This window comes from Pseudoalteromonas sp. (assembly GCF_041613455.1).
Classification (GTDB): Bacteria; Pseudomonadota; Gammaproteobacteria; order Enterobacterales; family Alteromonadaceae; genus Pseudoalteromonas.
In genome coordinates, this window is record NZ_JBFJHD010000054.1 from 1 (window position 1) to 17,154 (window position 17,154).

Annotated in this window: 14 protein-coding genes; 4 read left to right on the forward strand and 10 right to left on the reverse strand. The window is 44.3% G+C overall.

The genetic code is table 11. The features are described 5' to 3' along the window. Positions 1-558 (reverse strand): DUF1501 domain-containing protein (locus ABYB02_RS07400; protein WP_372761829.1); only part of this gene is annotated, 558 nt, incomplete at its 3' end. A gap of 10 nt (positions 559-568) precedes the next feature. Beyond that, on the reverse strand, positions 569-2,530 hold the full coding sequence (locus tag ABYB02_RS07405; RefSeq protein WP_372761830.1) for a DUF1800 family protein: 1,962 nt from the start codon (positions 2,528-2,530) through the stop codon (positions 569-571). Positions 2,531-2,698: 168 nt separating this feature from the next. Between ABYB02_RS07405 and ABYB02_RS07410 the strand changes: the two genes are divergently transcribed. Further along, positions 2,699-2,914, forward strand: coding sequence for a hypothetical protein (locus ABYB02_RS07410; RefSeq protein WP_372761831.1), 216 nt, complete (start codon positions 2,699-2,701; stop codon positions 2,912-2,914). Positions 2,915-2,976: 62 nt separating this feature from the next. Here ABYB02_RS07410 and hrpB read toward each other — a convergent pair whose 3' ends face one another. Both hrpB and ABYB02_RS07420 read right to left on the reverse strand, forming a co-directional pair. Further along, positions 2,977-5,403, reverse strand: a complete 2,427-nt coding sequence (hrpB, locus tag ABYB02_RS07415) for an ATP-dependent helicase HrpB (RefSeq protein ID WP_372761832.1) — start codon at positions 5,401-5,403, stop codon at positions 2,977-2,979. Between the two features lie 92 nt (positions 5,404-5,495). Continuing rightward, positions 5,496-5,909: a group II truncated hemoglobin gene (locus ABYB02_RS07420; RefSeq protein ID WP_372761833.1), complete on the reverse strand. Its 414-nt coding sequence runs from the start codon at positions 5,907-5,909 to the stop codon at positions 5,496-5,498. A 245-nt stretch (positions 5,910-6,154) separates the two neighbouring features. Between ABYB02_RS07420 and ABYB02_RS07425 the strand changes: the two genes are divergently transcribed. Next, positions 6,155-6,703 carry an Sbal_3080 family lipoprotein gene (locus ABYB02_RS07425; protein ID WP_372761834.1) on the forward strand — a complete coding sequence of 183 codons (549 nt, stop codon included), beginning with the start codon at positions 6,155-6,157 and terminating at the stop codon, positions 6,701-6,703. 223 nt (positions 6,704-6,926) lie between these two features. Here ABYB02_RS07425 and metH read toward each other — a convergent pair whose 3' ends face one another. The 3 genes from metH to metA are packed head-to-tail and all read right to left on the reverse strand — an operon-like array spanning position 6,927 to position 11,573. After that, positions 6,927-9,557 carry a methionine synthase gene (gene metH / locus ABYB02_RS07430; protein ID WP_372761835.1) on the reverse strand — a complete coding sequence of 877 codons (2,631 nt, stop codon included), beginning with the start codon at positions 9,555-9,557 and terminating at the stop codon, positions 6,927-6,929. A gap of 11 nt (positions 9,558-9,568) precedes the next feature. Then, positions 9,569-10,636, reverse strand: coding sequence for a homocysteine S-methyltransferase family protein (locus tag ABYB02_RS07435; protein ID WP_372761836.1), 1,068 nt, complete (start codon positions 10,634-10,636; stop codon positions 9,569-9,571). Beyond that, complete coding sequence (gene metA / locus ABYB02_RS07440; RefSeq protein WP_372761837.1) at positions 10,626-11,573, reverse strand: homoserine O-succinyltransferase; 948 nt, start codon at positions 11,571-11,573, stop codon at positions 10,626-10,628. The genes ABYB02_RS07435 and metA overlap by 11 nt, the downstream gene beginning before the upstream one ends. Positions 11,574-11,813: 240 nt before the next feature. On the opposite strand from metA, the gene ettA reads away from it, so the two are divergent. Together ettA and ABYB02_RS07450 are read left to right on the forward strand one after the other, a co-directional pair. After that, positions 11,814-13,487: an energy-dependent translational throttle protein EttA gene (gene ettA / locus ABYB02_RS07445; protein WP_372761838.1), complete on the forward strand. Its 1,674-nt coding sequence runs from the start codon at positions 11,814-11,816 to the stop codon at positions 13,485-13,487. 97 nt (positions 13,488-13,584) lie between these two features. Continuing rightward, the gene (locus tag ABYB02_RS07450) at positions 13,585-14,478 is read left to right on the forward strand and encodes a histone deacetylase (protein WP_372761839.1); all 894 of its coding nucleotides are present in this window, start codon (positions 13,585-13,587) and stop codon (positions 14,476-14,478) included. A gap of 80 nt (positions 14,479-14,558) precedes the next feature. On the opposite strand, the gene nqrM is transcribed toward ABYB02_RS07450, so the two are convergent. The 3 genes from nqrM to nqrF form a co-directional block, all read right to left on the reverse strand. Beyond that, on the reverse strand, positions 14,559-14,771 hold the full coding sequence (nqrM, locus tag ABYB02_RS07455; RefSeq protein ID WP_372761840.1) for a (Na+)-NQR maturation NqrM: 213 nt from the start codon (positions 14,769-14,771) through the stop codon (positions 14,559-14,561). A 94-nt stretch (positions 14,772-14,865) separates the two neighbouring features. Beyond that, complete coding sequence (locus tag ABYB02_RS07460) at positions 14,866-15,897, reverse strand: FAD:protein FMN transferase (RefSeq protein ID WP_372761841.1); 1,032 nt, start codon at positions 15,895-15,897, stop codon at positions 14,866-14,868. 102 nt (positions 15,898-15,999) lie between these two features. After that, positions 16,000-17,154: NADH:ubiquinone reductase (Na(+)-transporting) subunit F (nqrF, locus tag ABYB02_RS07465; RefSeq protein ID WP_372761842.1), on the reverse strand; the 1,155-nt coding region annotated here is incomplete at its 5' end.

A 17,154-nucleotide genomic window follows, 5' to 3' on the forward strand; every position in this document is an offset into this window, starting at 1 on the left:
AAGTGATATATTAGCGGCAAACTTATCTTGCTGCTCTAAACGCTCTAATAAACGCGCTCCCCAGCCACTGTTTAAAATCTGTTTTTCGCGACCATACATCCACGCGGCTTGTTGATTATTGTGCGAAAATAAATGCTCCGGCAGTGGCACTGCGTTATTTTTATAATCGTCAAGCGTGGTTGGTGCAAGCAAAGTTCCCACTCCGCCAACAAAGGCCAAGTTAGCAGAATCAAACACACTTTGCATGGCTGCAAGCGATGGATGCAGCCCTACACCACCTGCAAACGAAGACTGTGTATTTAACGCTATCGGTGACGCGACGGCCAAGTTTTGCCGACTTTGCTCGTAAAGCTTACGCTGCTCGCCCTCTAAAGGCACCAGCATGTTCAATGAATCATTACCACCGTATAAGAAGATACACACTAGGGCTTTATAATCCCCTAATTCTACAGCGTTCGTTGCGCCGGTTAATGCTTGTAGTTGTAAACTGGTTAACGCCGCTGCCGACACACCTCCTTTTAAACATAGCGACAAAAACTGCCTTCTATTTAAGCTCATTATATCTCTCCTAATACTGCAAATTAAATTCAGGTGAAATAGCGATCATATATAGCAAATACGATACACGCTGACGGATTTGGTTATCATTAAAGTGGGCATCTAAATCTACTAATGCCTGGCGGGTCGCGCTGCTCATTGAGCCTGCAAAATACAACACGTTGTACTGATCGAGTAACGAATGTATGCCCTTATCCTTTAGGTGGTTCATATCGTTTATGATAAAAACATATATCAAATTAGGAACTAACGAGCTTTTCCCCTCTGCAGCACTCCACATTAAGTCGGAGTAATGCTTATTCATTACGCCTATTATGGTAGAGTCGTTCGCTATTTGTAACTCAGGCGCAACTAAGCCTTCATTACGTAAATACACAGGTTGGTAGTCGGGTCGAAAAAAGTTAAATACCGAAGGCGACTTCATTGGCCCCTGTCCGTAGGTGTTATATAACCCCCAGGTGTTGTAATAACCTTCTTCTGATTTGGCATCTAAATTACGCCAAAATTGTATGGTTGTTAGCAGCGGCTCTTTAATCTTGCCTTGATACTGCAAAACATGGCCATAGTGGCGCGCTTCGTCATCTAAATAAATTGCTTTAATAACCGCAGCTAAATCACCGCGCACCCCAGCGCCGTTATCATTAAAAACGCTCGCAACTCGCTCTACATATTGCGCCGTGGGATTTGAAGTAATTAATCGCTGTATTAACTGCTTACTGATAAATGGCGCCACATTATTGTGGTTAAATAAATTATCGAGTGCTATTTGCAGGGTTTCTTCTGGGCCGTATCCTGCTGGTATGAGCTCCCCATTTAACAGTCTTTTTTCTTTACTCGAGTGGTAGTCACTAAACGCTTTCATCGGCTGAATAAAATTACGGGTTTTTTGCTTAAATGTTTCACTATCAGCAAATGTCCATCCAGTGAATACGCGCGCAAACCCTTCTATTTCAGACTGCCCGTAAGTGGCAATAGTATTACCTTGTGCGTCCAACTTTGGCGTGCCATCGAGGTTTAGCTCCTCTAAGCCAATAGTAAAAAGTTGCATTACTTCGCGGGCATAGTTTTCATCGGGACGAATGTTAAGTTCATCGTTGGCTTTTTCATTGCCTAAGTGGCTTAAAAAAGTGCCCATAATGGGCGACAGTGTTACATCTTCAAGTAGCTCTCTAAAGTTACCAAAAGCATGCTTAAGCAATAAGTCATAGTACGTAATCATTCCTTCTGGCTGATTACCAACATTACTACTTGCATCCGACACCACAAATATCTGACTCAACGCAAAGGCGACGCGCTGACGAAGCTGATCGTCACTATGTAACACTCCTTTCCACCACGCATCAATACGATTGATATATTGAAACTTATTTTCACCCGGGCTTTTAACTAAGTAACTACGATGGTCGTTTATTGGCAGCGCAATTTGTTGCTCAAGCCATTGCAGCTCAGTTAACCCCTGCGCTTTGCGGATTTCAGCTAAAGTGGGCCCCATAGTACCTTGATGAAGTAATCGAGCAGCTGCAAATTCATCCATGCTATTGTGATTGCTCACCACAAAACTCACTGCTTTAACGCTTGTAGCCCCTTCGTTATCGGTTGCAGTGACACTAAACGTGTATTCCATTGCTGAATAGCTTTGTAGCTCTGGTAAAGTCACAGTAACACGACCCGCTTCAACAGGACCATTTAGTACTTTATGCCCCGCAGTTTGCTGCCACACTATACTACTGATAGTACCATCGGGATCGCTAGCTGTTGCAATTAATTCAACAATACGGGATTTAATCATCTCGCTTTCAATATCAGCTACTAAGATGGATGGTGCTTTATTTACGCTTACAACAGGAGTGTCACCTGTGCCAGTTCCAGAGCCAACCTCAGGCTCTGTAGTCACAGTAGAATCAGAGCCAGCGCCACCACAAGCACTAAGTAACCAAACACAGCTTGCTAGTAAAAAAGTTCTATAGTACATGTAAATTCGTTCTCACCTCAATCAAAGCACCGCAGCGCTATTGTCATTAATGCACCAATTGAAACATAAATATTACATGTTTACTCTTTATTTTTTGTAACCGAAACTTGACTATTATGAAAAAATGCACAAACTGCAGGGGTTAAAAATCCTCGGGCCTTATTAATTATGAAAACAGAAATTAGCTATCGTTTTGAATCTTCTCAGGTTGCCAACCGGTTTGTGCATCTACTAAAAAATTGGCATGTGAACGATGTAAAAACAAAATTATTTAATGGCGGAGATAGCGTAACGGTCAATTACGAGTTTGATGACGGTGGGTTTGATTATACCGTGGCTCAACTAGACGATTTAGCTGAGCAACACGGCGGAAAAGAGGTTTAAAATACCTTAATAGATGATGAATATTTATTTAAACTTTCGTTTTATTTTTTAATTATCCCTCTCTACATTTTGCTTTTTACTTTATTAGTCGCCATGCTATTGGCCGGATCGTCGGGCCAAAAATGCTTAGGGTAACGGCCTTTCATTTCTTTTTGTACATCGCGATAACTGGTATGCCAAAAATGCGCTAAATCTTGCGTTAGTTGCAGTGAGCGTTTACCCGGTGATAACAACTCCATTAGCAAGGGGAGCTTACCATTGGCTAACATTGGCGTACTGGTTAAGCCATATACTTCTTGCATGCGCACACTGAGTTTGGCTGGGCCATCAAGCTGGTATGCTATTTTAATATTTGAACCACTGGGTACCGTTAAGCGCAGCGGCAATAGCGCCTTTAACGCCGTTTGTTGCTGCCAATCAAAACAATTTTGCAATGCCTCAAAGTAGTTAAACTTTTTCAGTTGATCCAAGGTTTTAATATCTTGCAAATAGCCCCCCAACCAATCACTTGCCGTGTTTATAAGTTGTTGCTCGCTAATATGTGGAAACTGAGCAGGCATTAATTGACTGGCCAAGGTCATGCGGATCAGTAATTGTTCAGCCTCTTTATGCTCGTTAAATATGCTAAAACCATGCTTAGTAAATAAGCTTAACCACGCCTTGGTGCGCTCTGCTTTATCGAGCGGTTGCTTACTTGGTTGGCTAGTTAGGGTAATAGCGCCAAGTTTTACTTCGTCTTGATGAATAAAGCGCGCGGTTTTTTCATCAAACTCGCAGCGAGTTTGCTCGGTAAATAAATGTGGTAAATAGCGTTGTAACGCAAACGGGCTCAGCGCAGTAGCTGCAAAAATACGCCCACCTTTGTGCCCGCCCATAGTGGCAATTGCAAGGTAATCATCGTTATGCCAGTAATCGCTATTTAGCTCAGCGCCAGCACCGTTCGCCAGTAAATACCCGTTTCCGCGTTTTTTCGCAATACGATCGGGGTAAGCAAGCGCCACCAGCAAGCTCAGGTATTGAGTGTTTAACTCTTGCTGTGAGTCTGTTGCTTTTAAGCGCTGTAGCCAATATTTTAGCTGTTGTTTAAATACCGGATGCGGCCGTTGTTGTTGGCTATGCAGTGCTAAACTTAGTTCATTTGCACTGTTTAACCGGCTTTCAAGTAAGGCGACTAAATAAATAGCCAGTCGATAAATTCCGGGGAGCTGCTGTTCAAGCGCCTGCGCTTTTAACAGCATATGCGCCAACCGCATATCGGCACCAAAGCTCAACATGTTACTGCCAAGCGGCGTGAGCTTGCCGTTGCTATCAATTGCTTCAAGCATATTCAATAATTCAGTGGCTTGTGTGCATTGTTGCGCGGTGGGCTTATCAAGTAACGTCAGCTCCTTAATAGTTGCGCCCCACTGCTTAGCCTCTAGCATGAGTTGGCTTATGTCTGAGGTAAGTATTTCAGGCTGGTCGTGGCTGTTACGCCGTTCAAAGGTTTGCTTAGAGCCCAACCTATACACCACCCCCGGCTCTATTCGCCCTGCACGCCCAGCGCGTTGCACTGCCGATGAACGCGATATGCTTTGTGTGGTGAGCTCGGTTACCCCAGTTTTTAAATTAAAACTTGCTGCGCGACGCTTGCCGCTATCAACAACAATGCGAATGCCTTCAATGGTTAAACTGGTTTCGGCTACATTGGTGGTTAGCACCACTTTGCGCATCCCTTTAGGCGCTGGGGCAATGGCGGCTTGTTGCTTAGCTTTGTCTTGCTCGCCAAACAGTGTGGCTACCGTGCAATTAGGCGGTAAGTCAGTGAGTGCCTGCTGCACGCGGAGTATTTCTCGCTGCCCGGGTAAAAACACCAGTGCGCTACCTGTTTGCTCATGCAATGCTTGTTTTATTATAGTGGGCATTGCATCCAGCCAACGGCTTTCGTCTTTTAGCGGTACATATACTTCATCTATAGGGTAGCTGCGCCCGTTTGATTGAATAACTGGGCAGCCAAAAAACTGGCTATAACGTTCACTATCGAGCGTTGCCGACATCAACATGATGGTTAAATCTTCGCGCAGCGCACTTTGGCTTTCAAGGGCAAACGCAAGGGCGGTGTCGGCGGCAATTGAGCGTTCATGAAATTCATCAAAGATAACTAAATCGATATCGCTTAGTTCGGGGTCGTTTTGTAGCATACGGGTAAGCATGCCTTCGGTAACTATTTCAAGGCGCGTATTCGAGCTAACTTTACTTTCGCCCCTGATCCGCAGACCCACGCTTTGCCCCACGTTTTCGTTTTGGCACTGTGCTAAATAATTGGCAATATTACGCGCCGCTAATCGACGTGGCTCTAGCATCACAATACGTTTAAAGTGCCCATCGCGCATAAGTTGCAGCGGCAACCAGGTCGATTTACCCGCCCCCGGCGGCGCTTGTAATAACGTGACAGGATTATTTTTTAGTGTAGTAATGAGTTGTTGATATATGTTTTGAACCGGCAGCACAGCTATTTACCCTAAATTGCTTTGCACGCATTGTAACAAAAAACCACAGCGTGGCTGCCCTTCACTACCTGTAATTTTAGCGTGCAGACTGGTTAACTCCTCGACACCATTCTAATACGCTCTGCAGGTATGCGTAATTGCTGCATTAAATACACTTTAAACGATGCAGCATAAGGCTGATCGTCAACGGCTTTTTGCATACATAACAGCCAAGCGTCACTTTCGGCAGCGCCTACCGTTAAATGCTTATGCGCTTGTGGAATATTAATGCTGCCAAAATGCTCGGCGTATAACTTAGGCCCGCCCATCCAGCCCGATAAAAAGTATACTAACTTTTTACGCGACAGCGACAAGTCTTGCGAATGCATCCCTCTTATGTGCTTGGCGTCTTTGAGCTCATCCATGTAATCATAAAACGCATCCACTAGCACAGTGATACCGGCTAACTCCCCCGCCATTTTGTAAGAGCAATCACCTACGCCATACTCACAACTTTCAGTACTCATAATTCACTCAAGATAACTCATTTTAATATTTGCATATTAAGCTTAAAATACAACTTTAAAAATAGAAAAAATCAACCAAGAATTTAACAGCTTAGTTAATACTTTATTAAGAGAGAAACGCAGGGAAGATACCTAATTACCCTCTCTTAAACAAAGCTTAATCTTTTCGTGTTTAATAACTGCTTTCTATATAAAAAGATAAAATCATTGAATTTTATACAATTTATTTTTTTATGATTTTTACCATGGTATTATCCGCGCAACTTGTATCATTATTAGAAACTAAATGGATGTTTAAAAAACTCTCCGCTCTATCTGCAATATTATTACTGTCAGGATGTGCAAACAATGCAATTCTTGAGCTGCAGAAACTAGATTCAAAAAATATCGAAAACAGAAGTATACAAATAATTGATGATGGTCGAACTAAAGATTCGATAAAACATATCATTGCGGGCAAGTTAGATGAATATGGCTTTCAATACCAAATAGTCGATGTTACGCAATCTAATTCTAACGCAAGCAATAATCCGAAGCTGACTTACTCCGCTAATTGGTGGTGGGATATGGCGAGCTATATGCGTTATTTAAACATTGAGATAAAAGACAACAACCAAATTATCGCTCTTGTAAAAATTGATACCGTAAAGTGTGGTGGTTTTGACAAGTTTGGTTCAGCCCGACGACGCACTGAAATCACCTTAGATTTACTACTGAGTGAATTGAACAAAGAAGAAGCTAATAAACTAATTTGTCTTGGTGGCCAACCTAATAAGGCTTCTGATCCCATGTAACACAGATCATTTCCGATAATAAGACAAGACTTCATAATCGCTGCTAGCGCTTGTAAAGCCTACTTTTTATATCTGAGGTTGCTAAAAATCTTAATGATAAAATTAAAGTGTTACAGTCAAAACTCCAGACTGTGAATTAGCCCCCTACTACTAAAAACGAGCCTAATTTGGCTCGTTTTTGTTTTTACTGATAGCTGACAGCTAAAAACTGACCGCTGCGCTTTTACTCCGGCTCATACCCTAAATTAGGTGATAACCATCGCTCGGCTTCTGCAAGCGTCATATTGGTGCGTTTAGCGTAATCTAGCACTTGGTCGCGCTGTATTGCGGCTACCGCGTAGTACTTAGCTTGTGGGTGTGAAAAATACCACCCTGAAACTGCCGCGCCTGGCCACATGGCGTAGGAGCTGGTGAGCTGCATACCTATGCGCTGTTCGGTGTCGAGTAGTTGCCAAATTTTCTTTTTCTCGGTGTGCTCTGGGCACGCGGGGTAACCGGGCGCCGGGCGAATACCTTGGTAGTTTTCGCGTATCAGCTCATCGTTACCAAGATTTTCATCGGGCGCATAACCCCAATACTCTTTACGTACTTGTTCGTGCAGGTATTCGGCAAACGCTTCGGCAAGTCTGTCGGCCACCGCTTTTACCATTATTTTGTTGTAGTCGTCTTGCTGGGCGTCAAATGCATTGGCTAGGTCATCTTCTTCTAGACCGCCAGTTACCGCAAACGCGCCAAAGTAATCAGCCACTCCTTTTGGCGCAATGTAATCGGCCAAACAGTAGTTAGCAAAGTCGGTTTTTTCGGTTTGCTGACGTAAATGGCATGACGTGGTTAACACCTCGGTGCGACTTTCATCGGTGTATATTTCGATGTCATCCCCTACGCGGTTAGCAGGGAATAAACCAATCACGCCAAGGGGTTGTAAACTGCCCGACTTTTCAAGCTGGTCAAGCATATCGTTGGCGTCTTTAAATAAGCTTTGTGCCTGCTCGCCAACCACTTCGTCATGCAATATGCGCGGGTATTTACCGGCAATTGACCAAGTCATAAAGTACGGCGTCCAATCTATGTATTTTCGCAGCGTAGCAATAGATACATTTTTAAACTCGGTTACGCCCAGCTTGTTAGGCACCGGTGGGGTGTAGTTATCCCAATCGAGTTTGGCGGCGTTATCACGAGCACGTTGAATTGTAACCGGTTTTGAACGCGGTTTTTTGCGCGCTTGTTGCTCGCGTACCTTGTCGTATTCAGCACTGGTTTTTGCTAAAAAGCTCGGTTTTAGCTCTTTTGATAATAAATTAGACACCACGCCTACCGCGCGACTAGCATTATTTACATACACCACGCCTTTGTCGTACTGCGGCTCAATTTTAACTGCCGTGTGTGCTTTTGAGGTAGTTGCTCCGCCAATTAATAATGGTAGCTCAAAGCCGCGACGTTTCATTTCTTTAGCTACGTGTACCATTTCATCGAGCGAAGGCGTAATTAAACCTGAGAGTCCTATGATATCGGCTTTTTCGTCGATGGCGGTTTGCAGTATTTTATCGGCCGGTACCATCACGCCTAAGTCGATAACTTCGTAGTTATTACATTGCAATACTACCCCTACAATGTTTTTACCTATGTCGTGTACGTCACCTTTTACTGTCGCCATCACCACTTTACCGTTGGTAGCGCCTTCTTCTTTTTCGGCTTCGATGTAGGGGTCTAAATAGGCAACCGCGCGTTTCATCACCCGCGCCGATTTAACCACTTGGGGTAAAAACATTTTACCGGCACCAAATAAGTCCCCCACCACGTTCATGCCGTCCATGAGCGGCCCTTCAATCACGTGAATCGGTTTATCGGCACCAGCGCGGCACTCTTCGGTGTCTACATCTATATATTCGGTAATCCCCTTTACTAGGGCGTGCTCTAAACGTTTTTCTACCGGCCAGCTGCGCCATTCTAAGTCTTCTACTCGTTCGGCTTGCGCCATGCCCGAATACTTAGGTGCCAGCTCCACTAAACGCTCCCCGGCAGCGGGATCGGTGTTTAAAATAACGTCTTCAACCGCTTTACGTAGTTCGGGGGGAATATCGTCGTACACCGCCAATTGCCCTGCGTTAACTATGCCCATATCCATACCCGCTTGAATAGCATGATATAAAAATACCGAGTGAATAGCTTCGCGCACAGGATTATTACCGCGAAACGAAAACGACACATTTGACACCCCACCCGACACTTTACAGTATGGCAAGTTTTGTTTGATGCGGCGGGTGCCTTCAATAAATTCTACCGCATAGTTATCGTGCTCTTCTATACCGGTGGCAACGGCAAATATATTGGGATCAAATATGATGTCTTCTGGTGGAAAACCCACTTCATCAACCAAAATACGGTAGCTGCGCTCACAGATTTCATATTTACGATCCGCCGTGGCGGCCTGCCCTTCGGTATCAAACGCCATCACAACAGCGGCAGCACCAAAGCGCTTAATCATTTTAGCTTGGCGAATAAATGGCTCTTCGCCCTCTTTTAATGAAATAGAGTTAACAATCGCCTTACCCTGAATGCACTTGAGGCCCGCTTCAATCACTTCCCATTTAGAGGAGTCGACCATAATAGGCACACGGGAAATATCCGGCTCTGAGGCAATTAAGTTTAAAAATTTTACCATCGCCGCTTTTGAGTCCAACATGGCTTCGTCCATGTTGATATCAATCACCTGCGCGCCGTTTTCTACTTGCTCACGGGCCACATTGAGGGCGGTTTCATAATCTTCTTCCATGATCAAACGTTTGAACATGGCAGAGCCGGTTACGTTGGTACGCTCACCGACGTTAGTAAATACAGCTATTTTTTGCGTCATGTCGGGGCTCCTTAATTTAAGTTACAGGCTTCAAGGCCTGATAAACGCATACGTACTTCAAGCTCGGGCAATGCCCTAGGTTTAACGCCTGCTAGCCCTTTGGCAAATGCGCGAATATGCGCCGGTGTGGTACCGCAGCACCCACCCACTATATTGATAAAGCCCGATTTACCCCAATCAATAATCTCGGTGGCCATTTCTGGGGCTTCTAGGTCGTAGCCACCAAATTCGTTCGGTAGCCCCGCATTAGGGTGCACTGAGGTAAAGGTTTCGCATACCCGCGACAGCTCTTCTACATATTGGCGCAGTAAATCTGGGCCCAGCGCGCAGTTTAAGCCAATAGCAAGCGGCTTAATATGGCGAATTGAGTTATAAAACGCTTCGGTGGTTTGCCCCGATAAAGTACGCCCAGAAGCATCGGTAATGGTGCCCGAAATCATCACTGGCAAAGTACGCCCCGCTTGTTCAAACGCTTCTTCTACCGCAAATGACGCGGCTTTAGCATTAAGGGTGTCGAAGATTGTTTCGATTAAAATAATATCCACCCCCCCTTCCATTAATGCAAGCGTTGACTCAACATAAGCGGTTACCAATTTATCAAAGGTAATGTTGCGGTAACCCGGATCGTTTACATCGGGCGACAGTGAACAGGTTTTTGATGTAGGGCCTAATACACCGGCTACATAGCGTGGCTTATCGGGTGTTTTCGCAGTAAAGTCGTCGCACACCGCACGGGCTAATTTGGCCGATTCTAGGTTTATTTCACGGCTTAGGCTTGCCATGTCGTAATCTGCCATCGAAATGGTCGTAGAGTTAAAGGTGTTGGTTTCGATAATATCGGCCCCAGCCGCTAAAAAGCTGCGGTGTATTTCAGTAATTAACTCGGGTTTGGTCAAACTTAATAAGTCGTTGTTTCCACGCACCAGCACATGCCAATCTTTAAAACGTTCACCACGGTAATCTTGCTCTGCTAATTGCTGCTCTTGGATCATGGTGCCCATGGCACCATCTAATATTAAAATACGTTGTGTTAACGCCGCAGTTAACTCAGCATGTTTATTAGTATTATTATTCGGCATAGTTGTTAGTCCTTACATCTTGGCTAACTAAATTAATATCATACGGGGTGGTTTGATATACGTAGTAATTTAACCAGTTCGAAAAAAGTAAAAAAGCATGGCTTTGCCACGTTTTTGAAGGTTGTTTAGTCGGGTCGTCATCAGGGAAATAGTTTTCTGGCTTAGCTGCCTCTGAACTTTTTTCTAAATCGCGCTGGTACTCGGCTTTTAATGAGTTGGCATCGTATTCAGGGTGGCCGGTAATAAACACTTGGCTGCCCGATTTATTTTTTACTAAGTAAGCGCCTACTTTGTCAGATCCTGCCAGTACGACTAGCTCGTCGCAGGCGGTTATTTTATTTATATCGATGTGACCATAACGCGAATGCGGCACTAAAAAGGTATCGTCAAAGCCACGAGTTAATGCGCCGTGCTCAAAGTAACACTGGTGAGTAAACACGCCACATAGCTTGTCATCTTTAAGTTCGCGTTTTAAATTATAATGAAAATACATCGCTGCATGGGCCGCCCAACACGAAAAAATAGTCGAGGTCACATGCTGCTCTGCCCACTCTAAAATAGTTGTAAACTCATCCCAATACGCCACGTCTTGATATTCTAAATGCGCCAGCGGCGCACCGGTAATAATAAGCGCATCATAGTTACTGTTTTTTACTTCTGAAAAATAACGGTAAAAGGTGTCTAGGTGTTGCTCAGAATGACTGCTACTACGATGAGTGTCGAGACGCAACAGCTCTACGTTTATCTGTAGCGGCGAGTTAGCCAGCAAACGAATAAACTGCACTTCAGTTTCAACTTTATTCGGCATAAGGTTAAGAATAGCCAAGCGCATGGGGCGAATTTCTTGTGTTTTTGCCCGTGTTTTTGGCATCACGAATACGTTTTCTTGACGTAAACGCGCTATTGCAGGCAACTCGTCAGTGACTGTAATTGGCATCCTATTACTCCTATTCATTGAAACCGAAAACTTATTATGAACGGATAGCAAAAAATATCAACAAATAGATGTATAGATGTCTAAATATCTAAATGAAATTTCTTCATCTATTTTATCATCGCTTTTGTGGCTATTCATCGTGGTTTGCCGTTTAAAGCCTTGCCATTCGTTGACTGTTTAGGGCGCCAGCCACTACAATAGCGAATTGAAATTTTTATTATTATTTGAAGGGCTTCCTCCATGGTTTTACCTGATAAGTTTATTTTCTCGATGAGTCGAGTTTCTAAGGTGGTGCCACCTAAGCGCACTATCTTAAAAGATATATCGTTGCATTTTTTCCCCGGCGCTAAAATTGGCGTGCTTGGTTTAAACGGTTCTGGTAAATCAAGCTTGCTACGTATTATGGCCGGTGTTGATCAAGATTTTGAAGGTGAAGCTCGCCCACAACCGGGCACTAAAATTGGTTACTTACCGCAAGAGCCCGTGCTAGACGAAAGCAAAACAGTGCGCGAAATTGTTGAAGAAGCGGTAAGCGAAGTTAAAAACGCCCTTAACCGTCTTGACCAAGTGTACAACGAGTACGCCATGGAAGACGCTGACTTTGATGCCCTTGCAAAAGAGCAAGGCGAGCTTGAAGCGATTATTCAAGCGCACGACGGTCACAATATCGATAACGTATTAGAGCGCGCTGCCGATGCACTGCGTTTACCAGAGTGGGATGCAAAAATTGAGCACCTATCGGGTGGTGAGCGCCGCCGTGTTGCTATTTGTCGCTTATTACTAGAAAAACCAGACATGCTTATTCTTGATGAGCCCACTAACCACTTAGACGCTGAGTCGGTTGCCTGGTTAGAGCGCTTCTTACACGATTACGAAGGCACCGTAGTGGCAGTAACCCATGACCGTTACTTCCTTGATAACGTGGCTGGTTGGATTTTAGAGCTTGACCGTGGTGAAGGTATTCCGTGGGAAGGTAACTACTCGTCGTGGCTTGAACAAAAAGATGCCCGCTTACAGCAAGAGCAAAAATCTGAAAAAGCCCGTCAAAAATCGATTGCCCAAGAACTTGAATGGGTGCGTTCAAACCCGAAAGGCCGTCAAGCTAAGTCTAAAGCGCGTATGGCGCAGTTTAGTGAATTACAGCAGTCTGATTACCAAAAACGTAACGAAACTAACGAGTTATTTATTCCACCTGGCCCACGTCTAGGCGACCAAGTGTTAGAGGTAACGAATTTGCGTAAGAGCTTTGGCGATCGCGTGTTAATCGACGACTTAAGCTTTAGCATGCCTAAAGGCGCGATTGTTGGCATTATTGGTGCTAACGGTGCGGGTAAATCAACGCTGTTTAAAATGTTAAGTGGCGAAGAAACCCAAGACAGCGGTAACATCAGCATAGGTGAAACTGTGCACCTTGCCACGGTTGATCAGTTCCGTGACAATATGGACGAAGGTAAAACCGTTTTTGAAGAAATTTCAGACGGACAAGACGTGCTAAAAATTGGTAACTTTGAGTTCCCAAGCCGCGCCTATGTAAGCCGCTTTAACTTTAAAGGTAACGATCAACAGAAGTTTGTCAAAGACCTCTCGGGTGGTGAGCGCAATCGTTTACACTTAGCTAAGCTGTTAAAAGCCGGCGGCAACGTAGTGCTACTGGATGAGCCAACCAACGACCTAGACGTTGAAACACTGCGTGCCCTTGAAAATGCGATTTTAGAGTTCCCAGGCTGTGTTATGTGTATTTCGCATGACCGTTGGTTCCTTGACCGTATTGCCACACATATTTTAGATTACCGCGACGAAGGACAAATTAACTTCTTCGATGGTAACTACACTGAATATGAAGAGTGGCTGAAAAAGACCTTAGGCGCCGAAGCGGCTCAACCTAAGCGTATTAAATACAAAAAGATTGGCTAACTGCGCGTTTTTACGCTTTAAGCTTTAGCCATTATGAAGCCCTGCATTTATGCGGGGCTTTTATTTTATAACTCACCATTAACTTAGAACGAAGCTTATGCCCCTCAACCCCCACTTACCGCTGGTGTATCACCCTAATTACTCGTTTAGTTTTGATCCTAAACATCGCTTTGTAATGAGTAAGTTTGCGAATTTATATCAGCACGTTAAACAACTGGGCTTAATTGGCAATAACCTAACTCAACCCTTATTAGGCACCCCTGAGCCACTGGAACTGGTGCACTGCGAAAACTATATGCACGATTTATGGCATAACCGTTTAGATGAAAAAGCGATGCGCCGCATTGGTCTGCCGTGGTCAAAAGAGCTAATGGCACGAACATTTACTGCACCGCAAGGCACACTACAAACGGCACGGTTAGCTTTACAGCACGGTATTGCATGCCATTTAGCTGGCGGCACTCATCATGCACACACTGATTTTGGCTCGGGTTATTGTATGGTGAACGATTTAGCTTTTACCGCGCAAACATTAATTGCATCGGCTGAAGTCACTAACGTCTTGATTTTTGATTTAGACGTACACCAAGGTGATGGCACCGCGGCAATGCTTGCTCATCAACCTTATGCGTATACCTGCTCTATTCACTGCGAAAAAAACTTTCCGTTTCGTAAATCGGCCAGCGATTTAGATATTGGCTTAACCAATAATATGCAAGACGCCGAGTATTTAGGCATTGTTGACGATACCTTGCAGTTTTTGCTTAAAGAGCTAAACCCCGATTTAGTCTTGTACGATGCTGGGGTCGATATTTGGCAGGACGATGGATTAGGCAAACTCGATATTAGCTGGCAAGGCATAGCACAGCGCGATCACTTAGTATTAAAACGTTGTGTTGAACACAATGCCCCAGTAGCCACAGTAATTGGCGGTGGCTACGACAAAGACCACCAACGCTTAGCTAAGCGTCACGGTATGGTCATTGATTGAACAAGCCGCGCGCTTTTAAGTTAGTGATATGCAGGCACAAAAAAAGCGCTATAAAGCGCTTTTTGTTATTTAGCAGCGGTTTAAATAATTTGGTTTTCTTTCCATACTTGCTCTTTGGCCATGCGCTGCTTACGTTTATCGCATGGATCATCGCAATCACAGGCCTTATCAATACCTACCGAGCCTAAACCACCACAGCTGCTTGCCATTGATTTCTTTTGCACGATCATACCTACGGCCATCGCCGCAACAATTAAAATAAGTAAGCCAAAAGTGAGTAAAAAAAGTGACATTGCTTAGCCCCTATTGATCAGCAATTAAATAAGCTCAAACCTATGTGAGCCACCAGTATTATATACCTTGATGATTAAAATATAAACCTAACCACTACAAATAGGGCTTAAATGCTGGGCTTGCATAGGTTACTAAGCCCTGTGCTGATTTAGCAATTAAGTACACCGGTAAATCATGTTTTTGCGCATAAGCTTGCGCTTTTTCCATGCCCATCACAGTGAGTGCCGTAGCCAGCCCATCGGCCGTCATCGCACTGGGATGCAACACAGTGACCGAGACTAAATCGTGACGACTTGGCATGCCGGTTGTCGGGTCGATTAAATGACTATAGGTTTCGCCGTCCATTTCATAAAAAATACGATAGTCGCCCGAAGTCGCAATGCCGTTGGTGCCTGGTGCTATTACTAAGTGCACTTTACGCTCCCCCGGTGGTGCATCGGGTTGCTCTATAGCGATTTTCCAATCCTGATTATTAGGTTTTTTACCCGAAATACGCAGTTCACCGCCAATCTCTACCATATAATTAGTAATATCATGATTCTCTAGTAACTGCGCCACTTTATCTATGCCGTAGCCTTTGGCGGTGGCTGAAAAAGACAAAGCTAATTGCGTAACCGTTTTCGCTAAGCCTTGCTCAGTTAAACGTAACTTATCGATGCCAATATTGTTCAGCATAGTCGCCAGCTCGGCATCACTGGGCCGCTTTGTTGGTTTTTTATCTGGGCCAAAGCCCCATAAATCAATCAGTGGCCCCATCGTCACATCTAGGGTTTTAGTCGACTCACCTAAACGAATAGACTCTGTTACTACCGCTCGAAAGTCATTACTGATGGGCATCACTTGATTTGCAGCTAAGTGATTAAAGGTGTTTATTTCTGAATCACTAATGTAGGTCGACATAGACTGGTTTATATCTGCCAGTAAGCTGTCGATTTCGGCTTGCAGTGCACTCGCATCGCGCTCAGCTTGCTGATCATAAAACTTAATATGATAGCTGGTTCCCATCGTTTTACCGGCTAGGTAAACCTCGTGTGGCTCTGCTTTATCGCTACAGCCGCTCAGTGCTAACACCAGCGATAGCACAAATACCGCCAGCATACCTTGGGAATAACTTATTCGGTTCATCACAGCCCTACTTTTATAATATGGAGAATAAAAAAAGCCTCGTAACATTACATGCTACGAGGCTGGCATTTTAACCAAAACTACGTTGTTTTGGTATCGGTATTAGCCACCGAAATCATCTAGTAAGATATTTTCGTCTTCAACACCTAGGTCTTTAAGCATAGCAATAACTGCCGCGTTCATCATTGGAGGACCACACATGTAGTACTCACAATCTTCTGGCGCTTCGTGATCTTTAAGGTAGTTCTCAAATAACACGTTATGGATAAAGCCAGTGTAACCTTCCCAATCATCTTCTGGCTGAGGATCAGACAGTGCGGTATGCCAAACGAAGTTTTCATTTTCAGCAGCTAGGCCGTCAAAATCTTCAACGTAGAACATTTCACGCTTAGAACGTGCACCGTACCAGAAACTCATCTTACGCTTAGAATTTAAACGCTTAAGTTGGTCAAAGATATGAGAACGCATTGGCGCCATACCCGCACCACCACCTACGAAGACCATTTCAGCGTCAGTGTCTTTTGCAAAGAACTCACCAAATGGACCAGAGATAGTCACTTTATCGCCTTTTTTCAGTGACCAAATGTACGATGACATTTTACCACATGGTAGGCTTAGGTTTCTTGGCGGCGGCGCAGCAATACGCACGTTAAGCATAATGATGCCTTCTTCTTCTGGGTAGTTAGCCATTGAGTAAGCACGAATTGTTTCTTCGTCTACTTTTGACTCCAGGTCGAAGAAACCAAAATGGTTCCAGTCGCCACGATATTCTTCAGGAACATCGAAATCAGCATATTTAACATGGTGAGGTGGCGCTTCGATTTGGATGTAACCACCCGCACGGAACGGCACTGACTCGCCATCTGGAATTTGTAACACAAGTTCTTTAATGAACGTTGCTTTGTTATCGTTAGAGATAACTTCACAATCCCACTTTTTAACACCGAAAATTGACTCTTCAAGTTCAATTTCCATGTCGTTTTTAACATTTACCTGACACGCTAAACGACAGCCTTCACGGGCTTCACCTTTAGAGATGTGGTCAAGTTCAGTTGGCAGGATATCGCCGCCGCCTTCTTTAATATGTACACGACACTGACCACACGAGCCACCGCCACCACACGCAGAAGATACGAAGATACCTGACTCAGATAGCGCACCTAATAGCTTACTACCTGCTGATGTTTTTATGGCTTTGTCTGGGTCGCCATTAATGCCGATGATAATATCGCCACTTGCAACTAACTGAGATTTAGC

Coding starts and splice junctions, on each gene's coding strand:
- metA (WP_372761837.1), bottom strand. CDS start 11,573: ATGCCAATTACAGTCACTGACGAGTTGCCTGCAATAGCGCGTTTACGT.
- ABYB02_RS07435 (WP_372761836.1), bottom strand. CDS start 10,636: ATGCCGAATAATAATACTAATAAACATGCTGAGTTAACTGCGGCGTTA.
- ABYB02_RS07450 (WP_372761839.1), top strand. CDS start 13,585: ATGCCCCTCAACCCCCACTTACCGCTGGTGTATCACCCTAATTACTCG.
- ABYB02_RS07460 (WP_372761841.1), bottom strand. CDS start 15,897: ATGAACCGAATAAGTTATTCCCAAGGTATGCTGGCGGTATTTGTGCTA.
- metH (WP_372761835.1), bottom strand. CDS start 9,557: ATGACGCAAAAAATAGCTGTATTTACTAACGTCGGTGAGCGTACCAAC.
- nqrM (WP_372761840.1), bottom strand. CDS start 14,771: ATGTCACTTTTTTTACTCACTTTTGGCTTACTTATTTTAATTGTTGCG.
- ettA (WP_372761838.1), top strand. CDS start 11,814: ATGGTTTTACCTGATAAGTTTATTTTCTCGATGAGTCGAGTTTCTAAG.
- ABYB02_RS07410 (WP_372761831.1), top strand. CDS start 2,699: ATGAAAACAGAAATTAGCTATCGTTTTGAATCTTCTCAGGTTGCCAAC.
- ABYB02_RS07420 (WP_372761833.1), bottom strand. CDS start 5,909: ATGAGTACTGAAAGTTGTGAGTATGGCGTAGGTGATTGCTCTTACAAA.
- ABYB02_RS07405 (WP_372761830.1), bottom strand. CDS start 2,530: ATGTACTATAGAACTTTTTTACTAGCAAGCTGTGTTTGGTTACTTAGT.
- ABYB02_RS07425 (WP_372761834.1), top strand. CDS start 6,155: ATGGTATTATCCGCGCAACTTGTATCATTATTAGAAACTAAATGGATG.